This window comes from Streptomyces sodiiphilus (assembly GCF_039529215.1).
In the GTDB taxonomy this organism is placed as follows: Bacteria; Actinomycetota; Actinomycetes; order Streptomycetales; family Streptomycetaceae; genus Streptomyces; species Streptomyces sodiiphilus.
This window is the reverse complement of the sequence record NZ_BAAAMJ010000032.1, coordinates 38,534-60,255: the sequence shown is the minus strand read 5'-3', so window position 1 is coordinate 60,255 and position 21,722 is coordinate 38,534. Positions and strand designations below refer to the sequence as shown.

General features: G+C 72.3%; 16 protein-coding genes and 1 pseudogene. 9 read left to right on the top strand and 8 right to left on the bottom strand.

Annotated features, from left to right (window positions below; all coding sequences use genetic code 11):
• Nucleotides 1–169 precede the first annotated feature (169 nt).
• Entirely contained in the window at nt 170–2,872 is a 2,703-nt protein-coding gene (locus ABD299_RS16265) for a helix-turn-helix transcriptional regulator (RefSeq protein WP_344262979.1), read from the bottom strand.
• Between the two features lie 166 nt (nt 2,873–3,038).
• Between ABD299_RS16265 and ABD299_RS16260 the strand changes: the two genes are divergently transcribed.
• Both ABD299_RS16260 and ABD299_RS16255 read left to right on the top strand, forming a co-directional pair.
• On the top strand, nt 3,039–4,124 hold the full coding sequence (locus ABD299_RS16260; protein WP_344263259.1) for an alkene reductase: 1,086 nt from the start codon (nt 3,039–3,041) through the stop codon (nt 4,122–4,124).
• A 153-nt stretch (nt 4,125–4,277) separates the two neighbouring features.
• Nucleotides 4,278–5,501, top strand: coding sequence for an MFS transporter (locus ABD299_RS16255; RefSeq protein WP_344262977.1), 1,224 nt, complete (start codon nt 4,278–4,280; stop codon nt 5,499–5,501).
• A 76-nt stretch (nt 5,502–5,577) separates the two neighbouring features.
• Here ABD299_RS16255 and ABD299_RS16250 read toward each other — a convergent pair whose 3' ends face one another.
• The 3 genes from ABD299_RS16250 to ABD299_RS16240 all read right to left on the bottom strand — a co-directional run bounded on the left by ABD299_RS16250 (nt 5,578) and on the right by ABD299_RS16240 (nt 10,121).
• On the bottom strand, nt 5,578–6,462 hold the full coding sequence (locus ABD299_RS16250; RefSeq protein WP_344262975.1) for an arylamine N-acetyltransferase family protein: 885 nt from the start codon (nt 6,460–6,462) through the stop codon (nt 5,578–5,580).
• Between the two features lie 53 nt (nt 6,463–6,515).
• Complete coding sequence (gene asnB, locus ABD299_RS16245; RefSeq protein ID WP_344262973.1) at nt 6,516–8,372, bottom strand: asparagine synthase (glutamine-hydrolyzing); 1,857 nt, start codon at nt 8,370–8,372, stop codon at nt 6,516–6,518.
• Nucleotides 8,373–8,438: 66 nt separating this feature from the next.
• Complete coding sequence (locus tag ABD299_RS16240; RefSeq protein WP_344262971.1) at nt 8,439–10,121, bottom strand: carboxylesterase/lipase family protein; 1,683 nt, start codon at nt 10,119–10,121, stop codon at nt 8,439–8,441.
• A 569-nt stretch (nt 10,122–10,690) separates the two neighbouring features.
• On the opposite strand from ABD299_RS16240, the gene ABD299_RS16235 reads away from it, so the two are divergent.
• The 5 genes from ABD299_RS16235 to ABD299_RS16215 all read left to right on the top strand — a co-directional run bounded on the left by ABD299_RS16235 (nt 10,691) and on the right by ABD299_RS16215 (nt 16,022).
• Nucleotides 10,691–11,869, top strand: coding sequence for a 3-deoxy-7-phosphoheptulonate synthase (locus ABD299_RS16235; RefSeq protein WP_344262969.1), 1,179 nt, complete (start codon nt 10,691–10,693; stop codon nt 11,867–11,869).
• An 82-nt stretch (nt 11,870–11,951) separates the two neighbouring features.
• Nucleotides 11,952–12,722 carry a 2,3-dihydro-2,3-dihydroxybenzoate dehydrogenase gene (locus ABD299_RS16230; RefSeq protein ID WP_344262967.1) on the top strand — a complete coding sequence of 257 codons (771 nt, stop codon included), beginning with the start codon at nt 11,952–11,954 and terminating at the stop codon, nt 12,720–12,722.
• A 68-nt stretch (nt 12,723–12,790) separates the two neighbouring features.
• The gene (locus ABD299_RS16225) at nt 12,791–13,414 is read left to right on the top strand and encodes an isochorismatase family protein (protein ID WP_344262965.1); all 624 of its coding nucleotides are present in this window, start codon (nt 12,791–12,793) and stop codon (nt 13,412–13,414) included.
• A complete protein-coding gene (locus ABD299_RS16220; RefSeq protein ID WP_344262963.1) occupies nt 13,414–15,300 on the top strand; it encodes an anthranilate synthase family protein in 1,887 nt (628 codons plus the stop codon). The genes ABD299_RS16225 and ABD299_RS16220 overlap by 1 nt, the downstream gene beginning before the upstream one ends.
• Entirely contained in the window at nt 15,297–16,022 is a 726-nt protein-coding gene (locus ABD299_RS16215; protein WP_344262961.1) for a DsbA family oxidoreductase, read from the top strand. The genes ABD299_RS16220 and ABD299_RS16215 overlap by 4 nt, the downstream gene beginning before the upstream one ends.
• A 155-nt stretch (nt 16,023–16,177) precedes the next feature.
• Here ABD299_RS16215 and ABD299_RS16210 read toward each other — a convergent pair whose 3' ends face one another.
• The 3 genes from ABD299_RS16210 to ABD299_RS16200 are packed head-to-tail and all read right to left on the bottom strand — an operon-like array spanning nt 16,178 to nt 19,391.
• Nucleotides 16,178–17,758 carry a class I adenylate-forming enzyme family protein gene (locus tag ABD299_RS16210; protein WP_344262959.1) on the bottom strand — a complete coding sequence of 527 codons (1,581 nt, stop codon included), beginning with the start codon at nt 17,756–17,758 and terminating at the stop codon, nt 16,178–16,180.
• A 38-nt stretch (nt 17,759–17,796) separates the two neighbouring features.
• Nucleotides 17,797–18,339: an SRPBCC family protein gene (locus ABD299_RS16205; RefSeq protein WP_344262957.1), complete on the bottom strand. Its 543-nt coding sequence runs from the start codon at nt 18,337–18,339 to the stop codon at nt 17,797–17,799.
• Between the two features lie 56 nt (nt 18,340–18,395).
• A complete protein-coding gene (locus ABD299_RS16200; protein WP_344262955.1) occupies nt 18,396–19,391 on the bottom strand; it encodes an NADPH:quinone reductase in 996 nt (331 codons plus the stop codon).
• A 169-nt stretch (nt 19,392–19,560) separates the two neighbouring features.
• Here ABD299_RS16200 and ABD299_RS16195 point away from each other — a divergent pair, with 169 nt between their 5' ends.
• Nucleotides 19,561–20,040, top strand: coding sequence for a GNAT family N-acetyltransferase (locus ABD299_RS16195; RefSeq protein WP_344262953.1), 480 nt, complete (start codon nt 19,561–19,563; stop codon nt 20,038–20,040).
• A 139-nt stretch (nt 20,041–20,179) separates the two neighbouring features.
• Here ABD299_RS16195 and ABD299_RS25165 read toward each other — a convergent pair.
• A pseudogene (locus tag ABD299_RS25165) lies at nt 20,180–20,311 on the bottom strand (IS5/IS1182 family transposase); the annotation flags it as partial.
• A gap of 108 nt (nt 20,312–20,419) precedes the next feature.
• Between ABD299_RS25165 and ABD299_RS16190 the strand changes: the two are divergent.
• Nucleotides 20,420–21,694, top strand: a complete 1,275-nt coding sequence (locus ABD299_RS16190; protein WP_344262951.1) for an MFS transporter — start codon at nt 20,420–20,422, stop codon at nt 21,692–21,694.
• Nucleotides 21,695–21,722 lie beyond the last annotated feature (28 nt).

Below are 21,722 nucleotides of genomic sequence, written 5' to 3'. Positions count from 1 at the left end.
AGCGCACTTTTCGCCGTATTGGCCGGCGGCGCAGGAGGTGGCCGGACCCCCGTGCGGAGCGTCTGTCAGGGGGCCGGAGCAGCGGACCGCGAGGGAAACGGACGGGAAGGTGAACATCTTCCGTCCGATTCCCCCGCGGGCGGCGCCGTGCCGCGGACGCGGGGGCGCCTCAGAGGTCGAGGAGGACGAGTTCCTGGCGGGAGCCCACGCCCAGCTTCGGGTACGCCTTGTACAGGTGGTGCTCGACCGTGCGCGGGCTCAGGAACAGCTGCGCGGCGATCTCCCGGCTGCTGCTGCCGTCCTTGGCGAGCCGCACCACCTGCAGCTCCTGTGGGGTCAGCCGGTCGATCAGGTTGTCCGCCAGCATCCTGGCCGTCACCAAGTGGTCCCCGGAGGCCTGGAGTTCGGACCGGGCCCGGCGCATCCAGGGCTCCGCCTGGAGCCGCTCGAAGGTGGTGAGCGCCGAACGCAGCATCTCCCGGGCCTCCTTGCGCCGGCGGGCCCGGCGCAGCCACTCCCCGTACAGCAGCTCGGTACGGGCGCGCTCGAAGGGGCGGCCGCCCTTCTCGTGCAGGTGCAGCGCCTGGGTGTAGTGCTCCGGCTGGTCGCTCAGGAGGGCCCGGCATCTGAGCACCACCGCCTGCGCCCAGTGGGCGCCGGTGACGGAGGTCCGGGGCCGGTCCCCGGCACGGGCCCAGTTCTCGAAGTGCCGCAACGCCTCCTCGGCGCGCTCCGGCTGCCCGATCCGGACCGCCGCCTCCACCTGGTCGGCGGCGGTGGACAGGGAGAGCCAGGTGTACCGGTCGGGGCCGGGCGGCGGCGAGGTCAGCCGGGTGAGGGCCGAGTCGAAGTCGCCGAGCCCCAGGTCGAGCAGGACGCGCGCGCAGTCGAGCCCGGTACAGAGGGCCTCGGGAGTGCCGTCGGTCAGCTCCCGTACGCGCTGGGCGTTCCCCTCGATGGCGGCGATCCGCGCGCGCACGGCGGCCAGCCGGGCCAGCCGATGGTGCATCCCGGTGTCCCGGGCGATCTCCTCCGCCTCCGTCACGTTCGCCTCGGCGTCCCGGTGGCGGCCTGCCAGAACCTGATTGTGCGCCAGGACATCAAGGGCGTAGGGCAGTTCACCGATGAGTCCCTGGGAGCGGCACCACCGGACCTCCGCCGAGGCCAGGTCGAGCGCCGCCTCGTCGTCACCGAGGATCATGCCGCAGGTGAGCGCGAGCATCCGGACGGCCTGCTCGTCCACGTCACGGGTGTCGGGTGCGTCGAGCCTCCGCTCCAGGAACCGGGCGAGCAGCGGCAGTCCGTGCTCGGCGTCGTCCTCGCAGAGCCGCTCCAACCCCTCCACCAGCGGGTCCGAGCACCCGCCCGCCGCGAGCCGGGCACCGGCGGCGCGCACGGTGTCCCCGTCCCCGGCCAGCCAGCCGTAGGCAGCGGCCGTACGGAGCATGCCGGAGGTCCCGGGCGTTGCGGCGTCCCCGACGCGGGCCAGCAGTCCGTGGGCCGCCTCGCTCTGGTCGCCCAGCTCGAAGACGACGGCCGCCCGCACCGAGGCGATCCGGGCCCCGACGGCCGGGTCGCCCGTCAGCGGGCCGGCCTCCTCGGCGAGCAGGTCCGCCTGCGCGGCATGGCCCCCGGCGAGCGCGAGCGCGGCCGCCTCGGTCAGCCAGGAAGCCCGCTGCTCCTGGTCCGTGCTGATCCGGGCGGCGTGCCGGAAGAGGCCGGATGCCGCCGCGTACGCCGTACGGCCCCGGGCGCGCCGGGCCGCCTCGGCCAGCTCCAGTGCCACGTCCTGGTCGGGGCCGGTGGAGATCGCCAGCAGATGGCGGGCGCGGCAGTCGGGGTCGGTGGCCGCCTCGGCCAGCGCCCGGTGCACGGCGATCCGGCGGGCGAGCACCGAACCCTGGTACGTCGCCGAGGCGATCAGCGGGTGCCGGAAGGTGACAGTGCCGTCCATGACGTACATCAGGCCGGACCGCTCGGCCTCCTCCAGATCGCCGAGGTCCACGCCCAGCAGCTCCGAGGCGCGCAGCAGCAGGGGCAGGTCGCCGCGCGCCTCGGCGGCCGCGATGAGCATCATCAGCCGGGTGCGCTCCGGCAGTCTGCCGATCTGTGATCGAAAGGCCGAGAACACGCGGTCCGCGACGGGCAGCGGGGCATGCTGGTGCGGCTGGTCACGCCGCGCGGAGTCGAACTCGATGAGGGCGAGCGGGTTGCCCGCGGACTCGGTGATGACTTGGGAGCGCAGTGCGGGGGCCCTGCCCCGGTCGGCCAGCAGCCGCGAGGAGTCCTCGAAGCTCAGCCGGGTCAGCCGCAGCTCGGGGATGCCCGGGGCGGAGAAGCCGTCGTCCCGGCCGGCCAGCACCATCGCCACGCCCTCGGCGGCCAGCCGGCGGGCGGCGAACAGCAGGGCCTCGCTCGTGGCCTGGTCCAGCCACTGGGCGTCGTCGACCAGACAGAGAAGGGGGCCGTCCTCGGCGAGATCCGCCAGGACCGTGAGGACCGCGAGACCGGTGAGGAAGCGGTCGGGGCCGCGCTGTTCCGCCCCGGTGCCCAGGACCGCCCGCAGAGCCGCGGCCTGCGGCTCGGGGAGGGCGTCCAGGCGCCCCTGCACGGGCCACAGCAGCTGGACCAGGCCGCCGAAGGCCAGATCCGCTTCCGGCTCGATACCGGTGACCCGTAAGATACGCAGCTCGCGTCCGTCGTCCCCGCTCTCCGCGTCCGCCCGGGCCGCCGTCTCGGCGAGCCAGTCGAGCAGTGCCGTCTTGCCGATCCCCGCCTCACCGCGTACCAGAAGTGCACCGCTGCACCCGGCACGTGCCGCGGCCACCAGTTGCGTCAGCCGCTCCTGCTCGGTGGTTCGCCCGTACAGCACCGACGTCCCCTCCACCCGCTACCAGACCCGCCCGCATGCCATCCGTATACGGTCCCATGCTACTTGCCCGTGAACTACGTACCGGGAGCAGTAGAGATTACGGATTCCCCGCGTGAGCGCCGCTCCTACCGTTGCGATCAGGACATCTCCCGATGATCACAACCCGATGGAGGAGACCATGGACGAGCTGTTCGCACCGCTGCGCGTGGGCAAGATGAACCTGCCGAACCGCCTGGTGATGGCCCCGATGACCCGCAGCCGTTCCGCCGACCGTTCCGTGAACGCGCTCACCGCCGACTACTACGCCCAGCGCGCCGGGTCCGGGCTGATCATCACCGAGGGCACCCAGCCGAGCGTGATCGGCCAGGGCTACATCGACACCCCCGGTCTGCACTCCGCCGAGCAGGCCGGGGCCTGGCGCCGGGTGACCGACGCGGTGCACGCCGCCGGCGGCCGGATCTTCGTCCAGCTCATGCACTCGGGCCGGGTCGGCCACCCCAGCCTCTACCCGGACGGTGCCCTTCCCGTCGCGCCCTCGGCCATCGCCACCGGCGGGCAGATGTACACCCCCGACGGCATGGTCGACCACCCCGTCCCGCGCGAGATGACCCTCGAGGACATCGCGCAGACCGTGGAGGACTTCGTCTCCGCCGCCAAGTACGCAGTGGACGCCGGGTTCGACGGCGTGGAGCTGCACGGCGCCAACGGTTACCTGATCCAGCAGTTCCTGGCCGACGGCTCCAACCACCGCACCGACGTCTACGGCGGTTCGGTGGAGAACCGGGTCCGGTTCGCCGACGAGGTCGCGCGGGCCGTCAGTGACGCCATCGGCCCCGAGCGCGTGGGCATCCGCATCTCGCCCGGCTCCACCAGCGAGGGCGTCAGCGAGAGCGACCCGGCCGAGCTGTACCGCACGCTGATCCGCACGCTGGCGCCGTACAACCTCGCCTACGTCCACGTCATGGAGTTCGGCCACCGCGAAGTCACCGAGCTGATCCGGGCCGAGTGGCCGGGCACGCTGATCCTCAACCCGCACAAGACCGGCACCGAGGCCTTCGTGACCCCCGAGACCGCGCTGGAGGTCCTCCAGGACGACCTGGCCGACGCGGTCAGCCTCGGCTCGCTCTGGCTCGCCAACCCCGACCTGCAGCGCCGTATCCGGGTCGGCGGCCCGCTCAACTCGCCGGACCCCTCCACCTTCTACGGCGGTGACCACCGCGGCTACACGGACTACCCGACGCTCGACGCCTGAGCGCGGGCCCGCACGACCGTACGTCCCCGTGGCCGGGACGCCTGCCCGGCCACGTGACCGTTCGACCGCTCGACGCCCGGTCCGCCGGGCGGTTCCGGTGCCGGGCCCCGCACAGACGGAGCCGACGCCCCACCCCTCACCCCTGGAGGAACCGTGAGTGAATCTCTCGCGGGTCCGGGCACCGCGCGCCCCGAGGGCGCGGACCACCCGGCACCCGACACCCCCCGCATCCCCACCTACTGGCTGGGGCTGATGGCCGGACCGCTCTCGTTCGGCATCGCCGGACCTGCGCTGATCCTCGACGACATCGCCCGTGACCTGTCCACCACCACCGGCACCGTCACCTGGGGCGTGACCGCCTTCGGCTGGGGCATCGCGGTGGGCACGCCCCTGATGGCCGGGCTGCTGCGGCACCGGGGCGCGCGCACCGCGCTCGCCGGCTGCGGGGCGCTGGTGCTGCTGGGCGCACTGCTGGTGCTCACCGTGCCGGTGCTGCCGGCCGTCATCATCGGCTGCGCGCTCCAGGCGCTCGGCACCGCCGGTCTCACCTCCATCGCGATGAGCCTGACGAACTCCGCCCGCTCGATGGGCTTCGTCACCGCCTCGCTCGCGGTGGTCGGCTCCACCGCGCCGCTGGTCGGCTCGCTGGTCAACGACGCGATCAACTGGCAGGCGACCCTGGCCCTGCCCGCGATCAGCCTGATCGGTCTGCTCGTCATCATAGGAAGGGCCTCCACCCGGCCGACCTCCACCGCCTCCTTCGACGGTCTCGGCGCGGTACTGCTCACCGCCGTGGTCACGGCCCTGGTCTTCGTCCCGCACTACCCGGCGGTCGCCGGGGTGCTCTCGGTGCTGACGATCGCCGCCCTGGTCCGGCATCTGCGTTTCAAGCCGCAGGGGTTCGTCCCGGCGGTGGTGGTCCGCAGCCCCGTCTTCCTGATCTCCTCGGTGCTGGCGTTCCTGCTCGCGGCGGTCAACTTCGGGCTGATGTTCGCGGTGCCCAGTTCCCTCTCGGACCACACCTCGTGGTCGAGCGGCACGATCGGCGGGGCCATGGTGTGGCCGCTGCTGCTCGGTGGCGCGCTCTCCTGGGTGGTGGTGGCCCTCTCGGCGAAGGTGGGCCGGCAGCCGGTCATCATCACCCTGGTCGCTCTCAGCGCCGCCGGGGTGGTGCTGGCCTCGGCGAGCACCGTCGCGATCCTGCTGCTGCTCGCGCAGGCCCTCGCCTCGATCGCGGCCGCCTCCGGCCAGGGCGTCTTCGCGGTGCACTCCACCAAGGCGGTCCCCGACGAGGAACGACCCGCCGCCATCGGTCTGTTCAATCTCTGCTATCTGCTCGGCGCGGCCTTCGGGCCGGCGATCGTCTCGCTCCTGTAGAAGCTTCCGCCAAGACGTACGCAGGGCCAGAGCCCCGGCACCGGGTGCCGGGGCTCTCCTCGTGTGCGAGGGTCCGTCAGGAGGCGGCGGCGCTCTCCCCCCGGTGCAGGAACCCCAGGAGCAGCGAGACGTCCTCGTCGGTCAGGGTGAGACCGAACTTCTCCCGCAGGGCGGCCACCACCTCGTCCGGGGCGAGCACGGCGCGCTCGGTGCGCCCGTCGGGGTGGTCGGTGACCAGGACGTCATTGCGCAGCCGGTACCGTACGGTCTCCGAACCCCGCTGCGCCACCAACCGGTTGACGAACGGGGAGCCCGGCCGGGTGGAGCTGACATAGTGCGCCGCCCGGTAGTCGACCTCGTACTGGCGCTCGGGCCGGAAGGCGTAGACGTCGCTCCAGCGGCCCTCCCCGTCCCTGGACCGCAGCACCCAGTGGCCGTCGTCCACCCCCAGCTCCCAGCTCCAGCTCGCCACGGTCGAGCGGACGCCGTCACGGAGCGGGACCGGCTCGATCAGCCCGGCGTAACCGTAACCGGGGTCGGCCAGCCACACCGTCTCCGGCTCGTCCACCGCCCGCACCAGCAGGGAGGTGTGCGAGCGGAAGCGCCGCCGGGAGTCGCCCTCCCGGATGCGCGAGAGCATCCGGAGCACCGGGAAACCGAGGCGGTCGAGTGCGGCGGCGAACAGCAGGTTGTTCTCGTAGCAGTAGCCGCCGCGGCCGGAGCGGACCAGCTTGCGCTCCAGGTCCGCCATGTCGAGCGAGACCGTGCGGCCCACCGCGATGTCGATGTTCTCGAAACAGATGGTGCTCATATGGGCCCGGTGCAGCTGCTGAAGGGTCTTCAGCGAGTTGTCCCGGGCCCCCTCGTATCCGAGCCGCAGCAGATAGGCGTCGAGATCCAGCCGGTCCGCACCCCACTCGGACGAGTGGTCGACGTCGAAAGGCGGCACGGTGGTGTACATCAACTCATCCCTCCGTCGTGGGATCACAGACGTCTGCGGGGTGCCGGTCGCTGTCACGCCTCGACCCGGACCCTGTACTCGGTGACCCAGGAGTTGAACTCGACGAGCCGCTCCATCACCGCCCGCGTCCCCCACAGCCCGCCGAGCCCGGCGTACGACTCCAGCGGCTTGTCCAGCAGCCGCTGGATGCCCTCGGCCGGCACCAGGTCCAGCACCGGCGAGCCCTCGTGGAGCAGGGCGGCGACCTTGTCCCGCAGCGCCCGCACGTACTCGTGGTCCTGGGTGGAGGGATAGGGGCTCTTCTTGCGGGTGAGCACCGACTCCGGGAGTACGTCGGCGGTTGCCGCGCGCAGCAGGCTCTTCTCGCGGCCGTCGAAGGTCTTCATCTCCCACGGCACGTTGAAGACGTACTCCACGAGCCGGTGGTCGGTGAAGGGGACCCGGACCTCCAGGCTGGCGGCCATGCTGATCCGGTCCTTGCGGTCGAGCAGGAAGTTCTCCCAGCGGGAGATGTTGAGGTAGAGCAGCTCCCGCATCCGCTCCTCGCGGCCGGACTCGCCCTCCAGCCGGGGGACCTCCGCCAGAGCCTCGGCGTAGCGCGTCTTGACGTACTCCTCCAGACCGAGCCGGTCCCAGAGACCGATCTCCTTCATGGTGTCGAGCCCGCCGAGCCGGCGCCAGGCGTCGTACCACGGGAAGGTGTCGCCCTCGACGGCCTCCTTGTCGAAGAACCAGTTGTAGCCGCCGAAGAGTTCGTCTGCGGTCTCCCCGGACAGCGCGACGGTCACCTGCCGCTTCAGCGCGGTGCACAGGTGGAGCAGCGAGTGCTCCATGTCGCCGGTGGAGATGGGCAGGTCCTGGCAGCGCAGCACCCGGGCCCGGATGGACTCGTCCAGGACGTCGGCGTTCTCCAGCTCGACGATGATGTGCTCGGCGCCGCACTTCTCGGCGACCTCGACGGCGTACGGGGTGTCGGGGTCCTGCCAGATGCCGTTGCCGGCGAAGGATTCGTCGTTGCCCTTGAAGTCGATCGAGAACGCCTTGACCCGCTCGGCGCGCCCCTGGTCCCGGAAGGCCTTGGCGGCCAAAGCGGTCAGCGCGCTGGAGTCGAGCCCGCCGGAGAGCAGAGTGCCCACGGGGACGTCCGCGATGAGCTGGCGCCGGACGATGTCGTCCAGGAGCTCGCGGACGCGGGCGATGGTGGTGTCGAGGTCGTCGCCGTGCGGGCGGGCCGTCAGCTCCCAGTAGGTGCGGGCCGAGCGGCCCTCCCTGGTGAAGCGGACGATCGTGCCGGGGACCACCTCGTGCATGCCCTTGAAGACGGCGTGGCCGGGAGTGTTGATGATGGCGAAGATCTCGGCCAGCCCCTCACGGTCGACGACCGCCTCGGCCTCGGGGTGGGCGAGGATCGCCTTGGCCTCGGAGCCGAAGAGGACCCCGTCGCGGGTCGGGTAGTAGAAGAGCGGCTTGACGCCCATCCGGTCCCGCACCAGGAGCAGTTCCTCGGTGCGCGGGTCCCAGATGGCCAGCGCGTACATCCCGTTGAGCCGCTCCGCGAAGTTCTCGCCCCACTGGAGGTAGGCGTGGAGCACGACCTCGGTGTCGCTGGAGGTGCGGAACTCGTGGCCGAGACCGCTCAACTCCTCCTTGAGCTCCAGGAAGTTGTAGACCTCACCGGTATAGACGACGGTCGGCAGTCCGTCATCGGGCGCGGACACGTGCATCGGCTGACGGCCGCCCTCCAGGTCGATGACCGAGAGCCTGCAGTGGCCGAGAGCCACGTGCGGGGCGGTCCACACCCCCTCGTCGTCCGGGCCCCGGCATGCCATCGTGGCGGTCATGGCCTGCGCGGTGGCGCCCAGTCGGGAGAGATCGCGGTCGTAGCCGACCCAGCCTGCGAGTCCACACATAGTGCCTCGGTTCCTTTCCTCGTGTTCCCGTGTCAACAGCGCTGTACGGAAGTCGGGCCGAGCGAATCAGGTACGGGGCACCCAGCCGGCCCGGTCCCAGTAGCGGAGCTGGTCCGTCTTGAAGGTCGTGGAGACGCGGGCGACGTCCTGGCCACCGACCACCATCGTCGTGGGCCGCAGCGGGGCGAACACCGGCCACGCGGGGGCATTCGGTGAGACCGGGCGGCCGTCGCGGGCGAAGGAGGCGATCAGATCGATCAGGGTGTCGGAGACCTGGCGCTCCAGCGGGCCGTTGCCGTAGGCGGGCTCGTTTGCGGGCAGCGCGTGCGAGCCGAAGAGGAACTTCGACGTCGCCTCGTGCGGGGTGCCGGAGTAGGGGGCGCGCACCGGGTGGGCGAACTCCATGAGGTACTGCGGGGAGCGGCCCTCGCGGGCGTGCCGCTCGGCCAGCCGGATGATCTGGTAGCGGAAGAGGCCGTCACCCCAGATCTCCGTCCAGATCGACATCGGGTCCTGCGGCAGCCCGCCCCGCACGGCCGCCCTGCGGTAGAAGGCGATGGCCTCGTCCACATCGCGGTAGCCGACCCGGGTACTGCCCTTGCGCAGCACCATGAAGACCGCCTCGCGCAGCTCGGCGTCGTTCGTGGGGTGGGAGCCGGGGTAGGGGTAGCCGGGTCCGCCGGTGAAGAACGAGCCCTCGGTACGGGCGTAGATCGGCATGATCGGTATCTGCGGGGTGGGCAGCTCGTGGTCGAAGCCGCGCATCCACTGCCCGTCGGGCACCGGACCCCGGTACTCGCGCCAGCCGGTCACCGGCCGGTCGGCGGGGTCGCCGGAGTACAGCTCCTCCCAGGCGGCCTTGAGGTCGTGCCCCGGTACGGTGCGCAGGCCGGCGACCGTCGTGCCGAGCCGGGACGCGAGCAGCGCGTAGACCTCGCGCGACTCCTGGGGGGTGGTCGAACTGGCCGGGTTCCAGACGTGCTTGACGCTGATGGGCACCGCCCGTCTGATCACCCCGCGCAGCTGTGGCAGCAGACTCAGCTGCCAGGTGCTGGACCCGCCGGCCGACGTGCCGGCCAGCGTGATGTTGCCCGGGTCGCCGCCGAAGGCCGCAGCGTTGGCCTGGGCCCAGCGCAGCAGCGCCGCCTGGTCCTGGAGCCCCCAGTTGGCGAAGGACCGGGTGCTGGGGTCGGTGAACTCCTCGTGGAGGCCCCAGCCGAGCAACCCCAGGCGGTAGTTGAAGTTGATGACGACCATGTCGCCGTGCACGGCCGGCTTGGCGCCGTCGTAGTCGGGTTCGCTGCCCGCCCCCAGGAACCAGCCGCCGCCGTGGATGTAGACGACCACCGGCCGGCGGCCGGTGGTGCTCGGGGTCCAGATGTTGGCGTACAGACAGTCCTCGCTGCTGTCCGGCAGGTAGTCGGTCTGGAGCGCGGGCGCGCCGAAGGCGGTGGCGTCCCGCACCCCGTTCCACGGCTCGGGCGGCCGGGGGGAGGCGAAGCGGAGAGGTCCCACGGGCGGGGCCGCGTAGGGGACGCCGCGGAAGACGGTGACGTCGTCGAGCCGCTGCCCGGCGATACGGCCCGCGGTCGTGCGGACCACCACCGATCCGCCGCGGGGACCGGGGGGCCGGTGGGAGGCGGTGGCGGCGGCCGCCGGCACCACCGATCCGGCGGTCGCCGCGGCGGCCGCGGCTGCGACGGTGACGAACGTACGGCGGGGAAGGCCGGAGTTGTTGCGCGATGTCATGATGAGAGATCTCCAGGGGCCTAGAGGTGTCGTGCCGATCGGGGCCGGGTTCCAGGGCGCCCTGAGCCTCGCGGTGGGGCCGGACGTCCGCGCCGGTTCCGCGACGTGGACGGCGGCCGGGCCCCGCGACGCACCGCACCGGGTGCGCAGGCCCGTCCGGCACTGACCGGCAAGGCACTCCCTCGCCCCGGATCGGGCGCAGAGCAGGGGTCGGGAGCGGGCTCATGGTGCAACGTTTCCGCTTGGCCGGCCCAGTTCGGCCCGGGTAGTCCGTCAGGTCCGGGCCGCTGGACGCGGGTAGACCTGATGGAATCCGCGTCACCTGACGAACTGCTGGCCCGTTGGTTGGCACTCGACCCGATCCGGCCCAGGATCGGCAGCCGGACCAGGGCGGGACGGCCGTCCCCTTCCGACCCGCGGGCTCGGGTCATACCGGAACCGAGTGGCGCGGGACGTCCCGGACGCCGCCTCGTCTCCGACGACGCCCGCGACGGGTTCGCCGACGCCGCACCGACTCACCCCCGACAGCGAGCGTTCCCCGCTCGCGCCATGCGACCGTGGAGGCACCAGTGGACAACGTCGTGTCCGAGATCCGGCTCAGGCCCGCACTCCAGCAGCCGGAGTGGCCGGATGCCGAACACCTGGAAGACGTGAGCAGAGAGCTGGCCGGCCGCCGGGCCCTCGTCCGGTTCGAGGACGTCCAGGCCTTACGGTCGGTCCTTGCCCAGGTGGCCCGGGGCGAGGCCCAGGTGGTCCAGGCGGGCGACTGCGCCGAGGACCCCATGGAGTCCAGCGCGGGATACGTCGCCCGGAAGGCAGCCGTCCTCGACCTGATGGCCGGGGCCATGAAGATGGCCTCGCACCGGCCCGTCGTCCGGATCGGCCGCATCGCGGGCCAGTTCGCCAAGCCCCGTTCCAAGCCGACGGAGCAGGTCAGCGGGGTCGAACTGCCTGTCTACCGGGGCCACATGGTCAACAGCCCCGAACCCGCCCCCGAGGGCCGTGTCCCCGACCCGGCCCGGCTGCTGACCGGCTACGACGCGGCGGGCGAGGTGATGGGCCACCTCGGCTGGGGCGGCGTCCCGCGCGAGCGGGCCCGGCCCATCGACCCGCTGGTGTGGACGAGCCACGAGGGGCTGCTGCTCGACTACGAGCTGCCGATGCTCCGCCGGGACGGATCGGGCGCCCTGTGGCTGGCCTCCACCCACCTGCCGTGGATCGGCGAGCGCACCCGGGCGCTGGACGGGGCACATGTGGAGCTGTTCGCCGCCATCGCCAACCCGGTGGCCTGCAAGGTCGGCCCCTCGATGACCGTCCCGGAGCTGCTCGCCCTGTGCGAGCGGCTGGACCCCTCCCGCTCGCCCGGCCGCCTCACCCTCATCTCCCGGATGGGCGCGGACACCGTCAGGGAGCGGCTGCCCGCGCTGGTGGCGGCCGTACGGGAGGCCGGACACCCGGTGAGCTGGCTCTGCGACCCGATGCACGGAAACACCGTGACCACCGCCGAAGGGCTCAAGACGCGCTACCTCGACCACGTCGAGCGCGAAGTGCGCGGCTTCCTCACCGCCGTCCGCTCGGCCGACGGCATCGCCGGCGGCGTCCACCTGGAGACCACCCCCGACGACGTGACCGAGTGTGTGCGCAACGAAACCCGGGCCCACCAGGTCGGGGAGAAGTACACGAGCTTCTGCGACCCCCGGCTCACCGCCTCCCAGGCGGTCTCGGTCATCGCCGCCTGGCGCGGCTGAACCGCCGGAACGCGCGAGACACGCGTCCGGAGCAGCACCCCGAGAACACACCCGTACCACCCTCGTACGAAGGAGAGTTCAGGTGGAAGAGCAGACAGCACTGGTCACCGGGGCCGCCGGCGGCATCGGGGCGGCCGTGGTCCGGCTGCTCGCCGAGCAGGGCACGACGGTGGTCGCGGTCGACCGCGACGCCGTGCGGCTGGCCGAGGAGGTCGCCAAGCTCCGCGCGGAGTCCCTCCAGGTGGTGGACTTCCCGGTCGACGTGTCCGACAGCGCGGCGGTGGAGGCCATGGTGGCGGCCGTCGAGGAGCAGGTGGGGCCCGTCGGCCAGCTGGTCAACGCCGCCGGGGTGCTGCGCCTGGGCCCGGTCAGCGACATCACCGACCAGGACTGGCGGGCCATGCTCGACGTCAACGTCACCGGGGTGCTGAACGTGACGCGCGCGGTCGTCAACCGGATGATCCCGCGCGCCCGGGGCGCGCTCGTCACCGTCACCTCCAACGCGGCCGTCACCCCCCGGGCGGGGATGGCCGCCTACGCCGCCTCCAAGGCCGCCGCGACCCAGCTCGTCAAGTCGCTCGGCCTGGAAGTCGCCCAGTACGGCATCCGCTGCAACACCGTGGCCCCCGGCTCCACCGACACCCCGATGCTCCGTTCCATGTGGCACGACCGGGAGGCCGAGCAGCACACCCTGGACGGCTCGCCCTCCGCGTACCGCGTCGGCATCCCGCTGCGCCGCATCGGCCGGCCCGACGACGTCGCGGAGGCAGTGGCGTTCCTGCTCTCCGACCGGGCCGCCCAGATCACCCTGCACGACCTGACCGTGGACGGCGGCGCCTCCCTGGGGGCCTGACCCCCCGGGCACCCTCGGCGGTGTCCGGCGACCGGAACGGACCACTCACGAAAGGAACAGGCACACCCATGGCCGGCATCGCCCCCATCCCGCCGTACCCGCTTCCCGAGCGAGGCGACCTGCCCGACAACACCGCCCGGTGGAGCATCGACCCCGACCGGGCCGTCCTGCTCGTCCACGACATGCAGCGCTACTTCCTCCAGCCGTTCGCCCCGGAGCTGCGCGAACCGCTGCTGGCCAACGCCGCCCGGCTGCGGGCCCACGCGCTCGCGACCGGGATGCCGGTGGCGTACACCGCCCAGCCCGGCAGCATGACGCCCGAGCAGCGCGGGCTGCTCAAGGACTTCTGGGGGCCGGGCATGCGCGCCGAGCCCGCCGACCGCGAGGTGGTCGACGAGCTGAAGCCCGCGCCCGGCTCCTGGATGCTGACCAAATGGCGCTACAGCGCCTTCTTCCGCACCGACCTGCTGGAGCGGATGCGCGCGGCCGGCCGGGACCAGCTCGTGATCTGCGGTGTCTACGGGCACGTCGGCATCCTGACGACCGCCGTCGAGTCCTTCACCCACGACATCGAGACCTTCCTGATCGCGGACGCCGTCGCGGACTTCTCCCTGGAGCGGCACCGGATGACCACGGAGTACGCCGCGCAGCGCTGCGCCGTCGTGCTCACGACCAAGGAGGCGGTCGGCTGATGACGGATCTGCTCGGGCGGATACTCGCCCCCGACCCGCCGCCCTTCGCCCTGCTCCACCGCCCCGAGTCCACCGGCGGGGGCACGCTCGACGTGCTGACCGGGGACGTGCGCGCGTACGACACCCTGGCCGGCATCCCGCTCCCCGCGGGCGCCGCCGATGGCGAGGCCCGGCATGACGCCCTGGTCCTGGTCCCGTACCGGCAGATCGCCGAGCGCGGCTTCGTCGGTGCCGAGGACGGCTCCCCGTTGCTCGCGATGACCGTCACCGGCCAGGAGGTCCGGACCGTCGCCGAGACACTGCGCCGCATCCCGGACACCCCGATGACGCTCACCGACGGCGGCTTCGACATCGACGACGAGGCGTACGCCGAGACCGTGCGCCGGGTCGTGACCGATGAGATCGGCACCGGCAAGGGCGCCAACTTCGTCATCAAACGCTCCTACTCGGCCGACATCACCGGCTACACCCCCGGGGCCGCGCTCACCTTCTTCCGGCGGCTTCTGGAGCGGGAGTCCGGCGCCTACTGGACGTTCGTCGTCCACACCGGGGAGCGCACCCTCGTCGGTGCCACCCCCGAGCGCCATGTCAGCCTCACCGGCGGCCTGGCCGTGATGAACCCCATCAGCGGCACCTACCGGTACGCGCCCTCCGGCCCGAGCCTGCCCGCCATGATGGAGTTCCTCGCGGACCGCAAGGAGATCGACGAGCTGTACATGGTCGTCGACGAGGAGCTGAAGATGATGTCCCGGATCTGCCCGGAGGGCGGGCGGGTCATCGGACCGTTCCTCAAGGAGATGGCCCGGCTCGCCCACACCGAGTACTTCATCGAGGGGCACAGCGACCGCGACCCGCGCGACATCCTGCGCGAGACGATGTTCGCGCCGACCGTCACCGGCAGCCCGCTGGAGAGCGCCTGCCGGGTGATCAACCAGTACGAGCCCGAGGGGCGCGGCTACTACAGCGGGGTCGTGGCCCTCCTCGGCCGCGACCGGGAGGGCGGCCACGCCCTGGACTCCTCCATCCTCATCCGTACCGCCGACATCGCGGCCTGCGGGCGGCTGCGGATCGGCGTCGGCGCCACCCTCGTACGCCACTCCGACCCGATGTCCGAGGCGGCCGAGACCCGCGCCAAGGCGGCCGGTCTGCTGGCCGCCCTGGAGTCCGGCGGGCAGAGCCGGCTCTCCGCCAACCCCGAGGTCCGGGCCGCACTGGCCGAACGGAACTCCTCGCTGGCGGACTTCTGGCTCACCCACGCCGGGGAGCGGCACGCCCCGGATCCGGACCTCGCCGGGCGGCGGGTACTGGTGGTGGACGCCGAGGACACCTTCACGTCGATGATCGCTCAGCAACTCAGCGCGATAGGACTGACCGTGACGGTGCGCCGGTTCGACGAGCCGTACGACCCGGCCGACCACGACCTGACCGTCATGGGCCCGGGGCCCGGCGATCCGCGCGACCTCACCGACCCGAAGATCGCCCATCTCGACGCGGCGGTGGGCCGGTTGCTGGAGAGCCGCACCCCGTTCCTCGCGGTCTGCCTCAGCCACCAGGTGCTGAGCCGGCGGCTGGGGCTGCCGCTGATCCGCCGCGAGGTGCCCAACCAGGGGGTGCAGCGCGAGATCGACCTCTTCGGCCGGCGCGAGAGGGTGGGCTTCTACAACACCTTCGCCGCCGTCTCCGAGGAGACCAAGACGGACTGCCCGGGGATCGGCCCCGTCGAGGTGAGCCGGTCCGCCGAGACCGGGGAGGTGCACGGGCTGCGCGGCCCCTGGTTCGCCTCCACCCAGTTCCACGCGGAGTCCGTACTCACCCGCGACGGGGTGCACATCACCCGTAACCTGCTGACGGAACTGCTGCGACGCACCGAGGGAGCGGTCGGATGACGAGCGACGATTCCGCACTGGTCAACACCGAGCGCGCCGACGAAGGCCGGCCGGTCGTCACGGTCTGGTCGGACATCGGCTGCCCCTGGGCGGCGCTGGCCCTGCACACCCTGCGGGCCACCTCCGCCCGGCTGGAGCTGCCGGTCCTCATCGACCACCGGGCCTTCCCGCTGGAACTGTTCAACCGGGAGCCCACACCGAAGTTCATTGTGGACGTGGAGCTGACGGCCATAGCCGCCCGCCGCCCCGAGGTGGGCTGGCGGCGCTGGTCGGCCCCCGAGTGGACCTACCCCTCCAGCATGCTGCCCGCCCTGGAGGCCGTCCAGGCCGCCAAGTCCCCCGCGGTGGGCGGGCTGCGAGCCTCGGACGAGCTGGACATCGCGCTGCGCCGCGCCTTCTACACCGAGAGCCGGTCAGTGGGCGTGCACGCGGTGATCCTGGAGCTGGCCAAGGGGTGCGAGCACCTGGACGCGGACGCGCTGGCGAAGGCGCTGCGGGCGGGCGAGGGACGGGCCGAGGTGTACGGCCAGTGGGACATCGCCCAGGGGCCGCATGTGCAGGGCAGCCCGCACCTGTTCGCACCGGGCGGGTACGCCGTCCACAACCCGGGAGTGCGGTGCCGCTGGACGGACTCCCCGGACAACGGGGGCTTCCCGCTCTTCGAGGCGTACGACGAGGCCTGGGCGGCTGAGCTGCTGCGGCGGCTGCACGGCGAAGGCTGAGCGGCGCGGGCTCAACGCCTGGGCGTGCGGCGGCGGTTGAGGGCCGGCGCCGCACACCCACGCGGTCGCCCGGCAAGGGCTGAGCGGGTGCGTGCGCGGGTGGCGTCCCTTCCGGGAGGCCACCCGCGCACGCGTACGTCCGGATCGGGCGGTGGTCAGGACATGTCGCCGTTCCCGTTGGAGCCGGCCGCCAGCAGCCGGGCCAGTTCGAGTCGCTTGATCTTGGTGGTGGCGGTCTGCGGCAGATCCTCCAGCTTCCACCGGACCGGGTCCGCCATCGGGGGCAGACCGACCACGGCGTCCTGCCACACGCGCTCGTCCAGCGGCTTGTCGTCGCGGGTGGAGACCACGGGGACGGGGCGGCCGTCGGGGCCGGAGATGATGATGACCTCGATCAGGTCCTCGATCCGGGCGAAGAGCTTGTCCTCGATCTCCAGGGTGGACTCCACGCCGGGGATCTCGTCGACCTCGCGGTCCAGCAGGTGCAGACAGCCCCACTTGGTGCGGTAGCCGACGTCACCCATCCGCCACCAGCCGTCGTTGACCTGTTTCTCCCACCGTTCGTGCTCACCGAGGTAGGTGACGATCCGGCCGTCGCTGCGGACCTCGATGAAGCCCGGCGAGGACTTCGACGGCGGGCGGCCGTCGCGGCTGACCACCCGGACGTTGGTCATACCGTGGAACGGCGAGCCGACGCACCGGCCGTCCGCCTCGGCGCCGCGCTTGCGGGTGTACGTGCGCGCCGCGATCGGGCCGACCTCGCTCTGCCCGTACGCCTGGGCGAAGAGCGGCAGCCGCCGGCGCGAGGCGCCCAGCAGGGTGTGGACGGTGCGCGGGTGGATGGCGTCGAAGGTGGAGCTGAAGTACTTGACGTTGCTCAGCGGGCCACGCGGGTCCTTGGCCAGCACCTCCCAGCGCAGGAAGGTGTTGGGGTGCGCTTCGATCAGCCCCGGCGGGACCTGGGAGAAGAGCTTGGCGACCGACTCCGGCTCGTCGTCCTTCAGGATGATCAGCGGGTGGCCCTGGAGGATCGCGATCGGCATGGCGGTGAACATCCGCGAGTGCACGAACGAGACGTGGATGGCGATCGGTTCGCGGCTGCGGACGACCGAGACCACGGTGGCCTGGGGACGGTAGCGGGCCTGGAAGGTGTGACCGGTGTGAACGGCCAGCTTCGGGGTGCCCGTGGTGCCCGAGGTGTGGGTGATCAGGGTGGGGTGGTCCGGCGGCATGGTGATCGGATCGACCCGTGCGGCACCGGCGTACGAGGCCAGCGGGGTGGCGCCCTCGAAGGTACCGGAGGTGAGCAGGACCTTCTTGGCGGCCTCGAAGACGTCGGCCGGAAGGCTGTTGGTGAGCTTGTCCTCGTCGGTGACCAGGTAGGGCTGCTGGGCCCGGCGCACCAGCTCGACGACGGTCTCGCCGTCCAGCTTGGGGGAGAGCAGCACCGGGACGGCGCCGATCCGTGCCGCGGCGCAGGCCATCAGCGAAATGTCGAAGCCGTCGGTCTTGTGGACGACGATCCGCTCACCGGTGCGGACCCCCGCGGCCCACAGCCGCGACGCCAGCTCGGCGACCAGCTCGGCCACCTCGGGCAGGGCCAGGCGCCGGCCCAGCTCGGGCGCGACGTCCAGGTCGTGGTCCAGGACCACCATGTTGCCGGGGTGCCGGGCGGCCGCCCGGTCGAAGAGAGTCCCGAGCCGGATGCCCTTGTTCCTTATTCTTTGCAGAAACATCTCGCCCACTCCGTTTCACGTACGCGGGAAGGAACCCGTCATGCGGATTCGATGACGTCCTTGATGCGCTTGAGGGTGTCGTCGAGGTCCCGTTCCAGCTTGGCGGTCCAGTCCGCGACGAATCGCTTTCGAGCATCCTCGTCGAGCTCGGAGACAATCTTGTGAATGCCGGCGGTCGCCTTTCCCATGCGGAAATGGTGGACCAGCCTGCTGCCTTCGGCGAGCGGTTCGATGTCGAAGCCCCAGACGGATTCCTGGTCCTCCTGGGCGTGCGAGAGCATCATCCAGCGGAAGGTCACGCCCGGCTCGGCCGCCGTGACGCGGGCCTCGGTGTACCAGGTGCCGCGCACGAGCGGGGCCCAGGCCACGACCTCCTCGCTGCGGAGGTTCTCGCCGCGGAAGACAGTGCCCACCGCCGCGGGCTCTCCGCCGATCCATTCACCGCCCCGGCATTCGGGGCTCCATTCGGCGCTGCGCGGCAAATTGCTGACGACTGCGTAGACCTCTTTCGGGGTTGCGGAAACAGCAATGTCCGCACGCAGTTCGAACAGTGGAGAACTGTCAATGACTGATTCGCTCATGAGGAGAACTCTGGTAGCAGGCCGAACGTGGGGTCAACACGTCCCGCGATGGTCCGTCAAGTTCTGTTCGGTGTGCCTTCCGGGCCGACCCTGAGCAGGATCTTTCCGCGTACCTCGCCGCGTTCGAGGCGGCCGTGGGCGTCGGCGGCGGCGCTGAGCGGCATCGGCACCGTCGCCGGGGGCCGCAGCTTCCCGGCGGCCAGCAAGGTGCCGATGGTCTCCGCCGCGGCGGCGAGTTCGGCGGTGGTCGCCTGCGAGATGGCGAAGCCGACGACGGAGCAGTCCTTCAGATAGAGCGGTCCGGCGGGCAGCACCGGCCGGGTGGTGAGCCCGGCGAGCACCACCACCCGCCCGCGCCGGGCGAGCAGGTCCACCGCCGTCTCCAGGTCGTTGCGGGCCGAGGTGTCGATCCACACGTCGACCCCCTGGGGGCAGGCGGCTCTGAGCCGTCCGACCACGTCCGGTTCGCGGTAGTCGATGACCTCGTCGGCCCCCAGGCCCCGGAGCCGTTCGATGTCCCGGGCCGAAGCGGTGGCGACGACCCGCGCCCCGGCGTGCACGGCGAGGACGACGAGAGCGCTGCCCACGTTGCCGCCGCCGCCCAGGACGACGACGGTCTCACCGGCCCGCACCCGGCCGTGCGGGTGCAGGGCGAGGTAGGCGGTGGCGGCGGGGTGGGCCAGGGCGACGGCGTCCTCGGGGTCGACCCCGTCGGGCAGCCGGTAGAGCCGGTCGGCGGGGACGGCCACGCGCTCGGCGGCGGCACCCTGCCGGCCGGCGTGCCCCATGCTGTTGCACCAGACGCGTTCACCGGCCTCGAAGCCGGTGCCGGGCGCGGTGGCGGCGACGGTGCCGGCCAGATCGCGGCCGATGACGAAGGGAAAGGTCACGGGCGTACGCCAGGCCCCGGAGCGGACGAAGGTGTCGACGTGGTTGACGGAGGCGACACTCACGTCGACCAGGACCTCGCCCGCCCGTGCCACGGGCTGGGGGAGCTCGCCGTACCGGATGGTGTCGGGGGAGCCGAGCTGTTCGATGTAAGCGGCGAACATGGTGCCGGAGTCTGGCAGCGGCGGACATGCCCCGTCACCATCGGGAAGGACTCTCTGTCAGGTCGGTTGGTCCCCAGCCGCGCGGACCGTGCGTGACCTGCGCGCGGGCGCCCCGGCGGGCGTGACGGACACCTCCGCCACCACCCGGCGCGCTCCTAGCATGAGGGTTGTGGACCTGACACTCACCGACCTCGTACTCACCGACCTCGCGCCCGACGACCCCCGGATGACCGCCGACGTGGCACCGCTGATCCGCGCGTTGCGCCCCCGGTTGACGGCCACCGCCTTCACCGCCTTTGCCGAGGAGGCGTACACCCAGGGGCTCCGCTTCACCGTCGCGTACGACATGGCCACCGGCCGGGCCCTGGGGGCGGCCACCCACCGTGTGCTGGCGACCAGCCGGGGCCGGCTGCTGTTCGTCGACGACCTGGTGACGGCTCCCGGCTCCCGGGGCCGGGGGATCGGCGCCCACCTGATGGCCGAACTGGAGCGGCGAGGCCGGGCGGAAGAGTGCACCCGCCTGGAGCTGGACTCGGGTACCACCAATGTGGACGCACACCGCTTCTACCACGCGCATCGCCTGACGATAGGCGCGTTCCACTTCGGCCGGGACCTCCCCGCGGGTCGGGGCGCGGGCGCGGACCGGTGATTCTTCTGGCCCCGCCGACGGTCGTACTCGGTGCTGCGCAGACGCCGGGGTCTTCGAGACCGCCTGGCTCACCTCCCGCACCGGACGCAGCTCGCAGCTCGCAGCACGCGGCGATTCCCTTGGCCTGCAGGAAGCGGTTGTGAATGGTCGGCCAGGCGCCGAACCCCGTCGGCATCTGCCGCCACTGCCCGCCCGTACTGAACCGCCGGATCACACCCTCGAACCGCTGCCGCGGCCGCTCAGGGTGCGGGCCGTACTCGCCGGTCGGCAGGAACGGCTCGGCTGCGACCTGACCGGACGCCGCCGAGGACAGCCGCCTCTTCGGCTTCCGCTTCTGACGCCCGGTGCCTGTCAGTGCCCGGGCCTAGTGTCCTGCGGCATGGTGTCCACCGGCACGGCCCCGGCCGTGGAAGAGGTCCGGTCCCCGCTGCCGCGCGCGTTCCTGGTGTGGCTGGCGGGCGCGCTGGTGTCGATGCTCGGCACCGGGATGATGTACTTCGCGCTCGGCTGGGCCGCGTCCGCGCACGGCGGGACGGTGGCCGGGCTGGCGCTGACGGCCGTCAACCTGCCCCGGGCGGTCCTGCTGCTGGTGGGCGGAGCGGTCGGGGACCGCTTCGGGGCCCGCCGGGTGATGATCGCCGGGGACGCCGCGATGATCGCCGTCACCATGCTGCTGGCCGCCGCGGTGGCCGGGCTCGGCACCCCGGTGTGGCTGCTGCTCTCGGCCGGGCTGCTGATCGGGGTGGTGGACGCCTTCTACCTGCCGGCCTCCGGCTCCATGCCGCGCCGGCTGGTGGGCACCGGGCAGCTTCCCCGGGCGCTCGCCCTGCGCCAGACGGGCCAGCAGCTGATGATGTTCACCGGCGGCGCGCTGGGCGGGGTGCTGGTCGCGGCCGCCGGGCTGGGCGGCGCGGCCCTTGCCAATGCCGTCACGTTCGCGGCGATGCTGTCCGTGCTGCTGTGGCTGCGCGGCCGGATCACCGAACCGCCGCCCCGGCCGCGGGACGGCGGCCCCGGCCTGCTGTCCGACATCGGCGACGGGCTGCGGATCGCGTGGGGCGAACCGGTGCTGCGCGCGGCGCTGATGCTGACCGCCGCCGCGGCCGGATTCCTGCTGCCGGTGGTGACACTGCTGGGCCCGCTGCTGGCCCGGGCCCAGGAGTGGGGGCCGCAGACCGCCGGGTTGATCGTGGGAGCCCAGTCGCTGGGCATCGTGGCGGCGGCGCTGACCGTGGTGCGCCGCAGCGGCGCCGCCCGCCCGGGCCTGGCGGCGGCAGCCGGACTGCTGGCGGCGGGAGCGGGCACCGGGCTGCTGGCCGTGTCCTGGTCCCCGGTGCCGGCCGTCGCCGGGTCGCTGCTGATCGGCGCGGGCTCGGGGACGTTCGGGGCGAACATCGCGCCGCTCGTGCTGGGCACCACCCCGGACACCCACCTGTCCCGGGTCCAGTCCCTCGTCACGGTGGTGCAGAGCGGCGCGCTGCTGGCCACCAACGCGGCCCTGGGCCTGCTCGCCGAACGCACCTCCCCGGCCGCCGTCCTGACGCTGTGCGCGGCGGTGGTGACGGCGACGGCGGTAGCCGCGCTGCTCACCGGTACGCTGCGCGGCGCGCGTCCGGTCCACGGCCGGGCGGGACCCACCCGTCCGGGGCAGTAGGGAGGGAAAGAGGTGGCGCGGGCGGCGG